This is a genomic window from Streptomyces sp. NPDC034670, assembly GCF_055574875.1.
Map to the genome: position 1 here is coordinate 31,506 of NZ_JBVITR010000043.1, position 4,889 is coordinate 36,394.

Annotated in this window: 6 protein-coding genes; 2 read left to right on the forward strand and 4 right to left on the reverse strand. The window is 73.5% G+C overall.

Annotated features, from left to right (window positions below; all coding sequences use genetic code 11):
* Window positions 1–223: 223 nt before the first annotated feature.
* Entirely contained in the window at window positions 224–1,102 is an 879-nt protein-coding gene (locus tag ACZ56B_RS24730) for an alpha/beta fold hydrolase (protein ID WP_468794700.1), read from the forward strand.
* 4 nt (window positions 1,103–1,106) lie between these two features.
* Here the strand turns inward: ACZ56B_RS24730 and ACZ56B_RS24735 are convergent, their stop codons facing one another.
* Window positions 1,107–2,009 carry an NYN domain-containing protein gene (locus ACZ56B_RS24735; RefSeq protein ID WP_468794784.1) on the reverse strand — a complete coding sequence of 301 codons (903 nt, stop codon included), beginning with the start codon at window positions 2,007–2,009 and terminating at the stop codon, window positions 1,107–1,109.
* Window positions 2,010–2,202: 193 nt separating this feature from the next.
* Between ACZ56B_RS24735 and ACZ56B_RS24740 the strand changes: the two genes are divergently transcribed.
* Window positions 2,203–2,379 (forward strand): hypothetical protein, encoded by a 177-nt coding sequence (locus tag ACZ56B_RS24740; RefSeq protein WP_004983709.1) that lies wholly within the window; start codon window positions 2,203–2,205, stop codon window positions 2,377–2,379.
* An 85-nt stretch (window positions 2,380–2,464) separates the two neighbouring features.
* Here ACZ56B_RS24740 and ACZ56B_RS24745 read toward each other — a convergent pair whose 3' ends face one another.
* From ACZ56B_RS24745 to ACZ56B_RS24755, 3 genes are all read right to left on the reverse strand, one after another.
* Window positions 2,465–3,070, reverse strand: a complete 606-nt coding sequence (locus ACZ56B_RS24745) for a MarC family protein (protein WP_468794703.1) — start codon at window positions 3,068–3,070, stop codon at window positions 2,465–2,467.
* 159 nt (window positions 3,071–3,229) lie between these two features.
* On the reverse strand, window positions 3,230–4,087 hold the full coding sequence (locus ACZ56B_RS24750; protein WP_468794706.1) for a PHP domain-containing protein: 858 nt from the start codon (window positions 4,085–4,087) through the stop codon (window positions 3,230–3,232).
* Between the two features lie 185 nt (window positions 4,088–4,272).
* Window positions 4,273–4,884, reverse strand: coding sequence for a DUF6758 family protein (locus tag ACZ56B_RS24755; protein ID WP_468794787.1), 612 nt, complete (start codon window positions 4,882–4,884; stop codon window positions 4,273–4,275).
* Window positions 4,885–4,889: the final 5 nt, after the last annotated feature.

A 4,889-nucleotide genomic window follows, 5' to 3' on the forward strand; every position in this document is an offset into this window, starting at 1 on the left:
GCCGCGCCGGACCCGCAAGGCCACCACGGCCGTGCCGGACCCGGAGGCGCCGGCGGAGGAGAAGCCGAAGGCCCGCCGCACCCGCAAGGTCACGGCCGCCGCGAAGTCCGTGGAGGGCTGACGCACCGCCCGACGGCCCGGCCCCACGTCTTTCCGTGGGGCCGGGCCGTCGGCGTGTCGGCGGCCGTCCCGTCAGGCCCCTCCCGCCCGCTACCCTCACCCCGTGACCAGCCATCTCCTCCCTCCCCCGCCCCACGACGCCCGGCCCCGCCGACTGCGCACCTCACGCGGGGAGTTCGCCGTCGTGGACGTGCCGCCGGCCGCCGGGGCCGAGGAGAAGGGGGTCGCGTTGCTGCTGCCCGGATTCACCGGCAGCAAGGAGGACTTCACGCTGCTGCTCGGGCCGCTCGCCGCACACGGGTACCGCGGCGTCGCCGTGGACGGACGGGGGCAGCACGAGTCGGACGGGCCCACCGACGACGAGTCGGCTTACGCGCAGGACGAGTTGGCGCGGGACGTGCTCGCGCAGGCCGAGGCGCTCGGCGGGTCCGTGCACCTCGTCGGGCACTCGCTCGGCGGCCAGATCGCCCGTGCCGCCGTCCTCCTGGACCACGCCCCCTTCCACTCGCTCACCCTCGTCTCCTCCGGCCCCGGACGCATCTCCGTCTCCCAGGAGCAGCGCGTGAAGCTGCTGCGGGACGCGCTCGCGGTGATGTCGATGGCCGAGTGCTGGGAGGCGATCCTGGCCATGGGGCCGCCCGAGGAGGTCGGCGGCCCGGCGCGCGGTGTCGGCGACCGGGAGCAGTTGCGCCGCCGCTGGCTGGGCACCCGGCCCGCACAGCTGCTCGCCACGGGGCGGCAGTTGTGCGCCGAGCCCGACCGGGTGGCCGAACTGGCCGCCGTGCCGCTGCCGTTCCACGTCCTGTCCGGCACGCACGACGACACCTGGCCGGTGCCGGACCTCGACGAGATGGCCGTACGGCTGGGGGCGCACCGCACCGTCGTCGACGGGGCCGGGCATTCGCCCCCCGTCGACGCACCGGTGCCGACCGCCCGCGCCCTCGCCGGCTTCTGGGACGGACTCCGCCGCGGCGGCCGTTAGGGCGTCAGTACTGCGTCTGCAGGTGGTCCCAGAAGCCGTCGCGCAGGGCGCGCCGCAGGTCCGCCTGGCCCCGCAGGGAGTACTGGAGCAGGCCCTCCGCCTCCACCAGCAGCTCCTGGTCGACCGAGCCGGGCAGGTAGGGGTGGCCCGGGAGCAGTTCCACCAGGGCGTCCCGGCCGCGCGCGGCGAGCCACTTCGCGGCGATCTGCGCACCGACGAAGCGGACGTCCTCGCGGGTGGGCCGGTCCGTCGCGGACTCGTGGGCCGGGACCGTGCGCCGGGAGACGTAGGGCTTGAAGAAGTCCAGGTCGAGGGTGCGCTGGCTGTCGACCTCCCAGAGCAGCGGCTCGGCCTGGTTGCGGCCCTCGGGTGCCTCGATGCCCCACAGGTGCACCCGGGCGCCGTACCCCTGCGCCGCCTCGACCGCCGAGACGAGGTCCTCGTCGCCGCCGAGCAGGGCGGCGTCGCTGATGGCGCGGTGCCGGGCCAGCGACTCCAGGTCGGTGCGGATCAGGGAGTCGACGCCCTTCTGCTGGTTGTTGGCGTTGAGGTTGCCGAGGCGGACCTTGACGTCCGGGAGTTCGGCGATGGACTGCTGCTCGGCGGTGTGGATGCGGCGTCTGGCGCCGTCGTACCAGTAGACCCGCAGCAGCCTGCTGTCCGCGAAGACGGTGCGGCCGCGGTCGATGAGCGCGTCGATGAGTCCCTCGGCGTCCAGGTCGAAGGCGCGGCGGTCCTCGGTCCCGGCCACCAGCCGCCCCGCGGCCGCGTACAGGTAGCCGGCGTCGACGAAGATCGCGTGGGTCGAGGGCGTCTTCGCCACCTCGGCGAGCATGCGCTGGAGCAACTCGTTCGTACGGTCGATGCGGGCGCTCAGGGTCGCGTGGTCTTCGTTCATCGCTTCCATTGTCCCGGCGGTCACGCTATGAACACAACCGGTCCCGGTCGGTCTCCTGTGAAACTCTTACTGGCCAGTATTTAGTCGGTCAAAGATTTTCCTTAGCGTAGGGAATAGGTGTGTCGTGCAGATCGTTGACCATGACGGCGCGCGGGCCCGATCCGTCCGCGGGCCGGCCACCGAGTAGTTCTCCTTCAGGAGGATGACCAGACGAAGGGAGAAGCCCGTGCGCTTCGAGATCATGCGACTCGACGACGTCGACGGCACGCCCGTGGACACGACCGTCGTGGACGCCGCCTCCGTCAACCGCATCGTTCAGCAGGCCGCCGCCATCGGACAGCGCCTGTGGATCCGTCCGGCCGACACGCCGACCCCGTAACGCAGGACGCCGGATCCCGCCTCGTGCGCACCGAGCCCCCGTACCGCGTCCGGTACGGGGGCTCGGTGCGTCCCGCGGGCGGAGTTCAGCCGCCCCTGACCACCTGGGTGACGCCGTTGATGATCTGCTGCACGGCGATCGCGGAGAGCATCATGCCCGCGAGGCGCGTCACCAGGACCACACCGCCGTCCTTGATGACCCGGATGATCAGCAGCGAGTACCGCATCGCCAGCCACAGCACGACGTGGACGGCGAGGATCGCCGACCACACCGAGACCTGCCCGGTGAAGCCGTCGGCCTTCTCCACGGCGAGGATGACCGACACGATGGCACCGGGCCCGGCCAGCAGCGGCATGCCCAGCGGGACCAGCGCGACGTTGACGTCCTTGGTCTGCTGGGGCTCGTCGGTCTTGCCGGTGAGCAGGTCGAGCGCGATCAGCAGGAGCAGCAGTCCGCCCGCGATCATCAACGCGGGCACCGACACGTGCAGGTAGTCGAGGATCCGCTGGCCGAGCAGTCCGAAGACGGCGATCACGCCGCCGGCCACGCACACGGCCTGGAAGGCCATCCGCTTCTGCGCCTTGGCGGGCCGGCCGGCGGTCAGCGCGAGGAAGATCGGGGTGATCCCCGGGGGGTCCATGATGACGAAGAGGGTCAGGAAGAGGGAGCCGAAGACGGCGACGTCGAACATGACTGCCTTGCTGAAGAACGAACGCCAGGCAGGGGACTGCCTCGCGCTGGGGGACGAACGAGAGCCGGGGAACGGACGGGAGCCGGGCGGGAGCCGGGGAACGGACGGGAGCCGGGCGGGAGCCGGGGAACGGACGGGAGGCGGGCGGGAGGACGGGTCTCAGGCCCCGCCGGTCCCCGGCACCGGGAACGCCCCGGTCGCGCGCCGCGTGATCTCGCCGTACACCTCGGGGTCCGTCATGAACTCGCCGAGGACGCAGGTCTTCCGGCTGCCGTGGTAGTCGCTGGATCCGGTCACCAGGAGTCCCAGCTCCTGCGCGAGGCCCCGCAGCCGCGTCCGCGTCCCGGCGTCGTGGTCCATGTGGTCGACCTCGATGCCGTCGAGGCCGGCCTCGGCCAGTGCGGCGATCGCGGACTCCGGCACGGTCCGGCCCCGCTTGCTCGCGGCCGGGTGCGCGAACACCGCGACCCCGCCCGCGCCCTTGACCAGCCGCAGCGCCTCGAAGGGGTCGGTCTCGTGCTTCTCCACGTGGGCCCGGCCGCCGTCGGCCAGCCACTCCCGGGTGAACGCGTCGCCCACGGTCGGCACGACGCCCAGTTCGACGAGCGCGGCGGCGACGTGCGGGCGGCCCACCGATCCGTCGCCGGCGATCCGGGCGACCTGCTCCCAGGTGACGGGGACGCCCAGCGCGTTCAGCTTGGCGATCATGCCCTGGGCCCGCGGCACCCGGTCGTCCCGGACCAGCTCGCGCTCGGCGAGCAGCGCGGGCTCCTCGGGGTCGAAGAGGTAGGCCAGCAGGTGCATGCTGACACCGTCGAGCCGGCAGGAGAGCTCGGCGCCGGTGACCAGGGTGAGCCCGGCGGGCAGCGCGGCGAGGGCCTCGACGTGTCCGCGGGTGGTGTCGTGGTCGGTCAGCGCGATGACGTCGAGACCGGCCGCGGCGGCCTTGCGGACCAGTTCGGCCGGCGTGTCCGTACCGTCGGACGCGGTGGAGTGGGTGTGCAGGTCGATGCGCACGACGCTTTGCTCCAGGGCGGTGACGGAACGGGCGGGACGCTCCAGGATAACCGGATTTTCACCCTCTCCTGTCACACCCGAACCCGCGCAGCGCCCCCTACGCGCACCGGTGAGCAGCCCGGCCTCCGCCGCCCGGGCCGGGGGCCTCGGCCCTGCGGCCCCGGAGCCGCTCCGAACGGCGGGTCCTACGCCTCCAGCAGGCGCGGCGACAGCGCCCCGCAGGGCACCAGCTCCACCTCGGCCCCGGCGTCCCGCAGGTCGGCGAGCACCAGTTCGTCGTACATCAGCAGCCCGGACTGCTCCGGCCACACCACCGCCCACAGCCACATCCCGAGCGCCTCGCCCGCGAAGACGGCCCGGTCGTCCGGGGTCTTGGAGAGGTGCCAGAGCGGGGTCGGACGGCCGGCGGCCAGCACCTTGGCCTGGGCGGGCTTCTCGACGTCCAGGTACGGTCCCGGGTCCGGGCCGTCGACGCCCGCGTACCGCGCGCCGAGGCCGACACCGAGTTCCTCGGCCACCAGGACGAGTTCGCCCATGCCGCCGAGCGGCCCGGGCCCGGTGCACGCGACGGCGGTCGCACGGCCCCCGCTGCGGTCGTCACCCGCGCAGGCCACACCCGTGAACAGCCAGCCCACCGGCAGCGGCCACGGCATCCACACCGGCACCTTCGTGCGGCGCACCACCACCTCGAGGGCCTCGACGCTGGGTGGTATCACGGGCTGCACCGGGGGGGGGGGGGGGGGGGGGCCGGGGGGGGAGGGGGGGGGGGAGAGGGGGGGGGGACCGGCACCGCCCACGGCCC

Bases quoted from the DNA above. Each gene is read 5' to 3' on its own strand.
- ACZ56B_RS24735 (WP_468794784.1), bottom strand. From the start codon at position 2,009: ATGGAAGCGATGAACGAAGACCACGCGACCCTGAGCGCCCGCATCGAC.
- ACZ56B_RS24740 (WP_004983709.1), top strand. From the start codon at position 2,203: ATGACCAGACGAAGGGAGAAGCCCGTGCGCTTCGAGATCATGCGACTC.
- ACZ56B_RS24745 (WP_468794703.1), bottom strand. From the start codon at position 3,070: ATGTTCGACGTCGCCGTCTTCGGCTCCCTCTTCCTGACCCTCTTCGTC.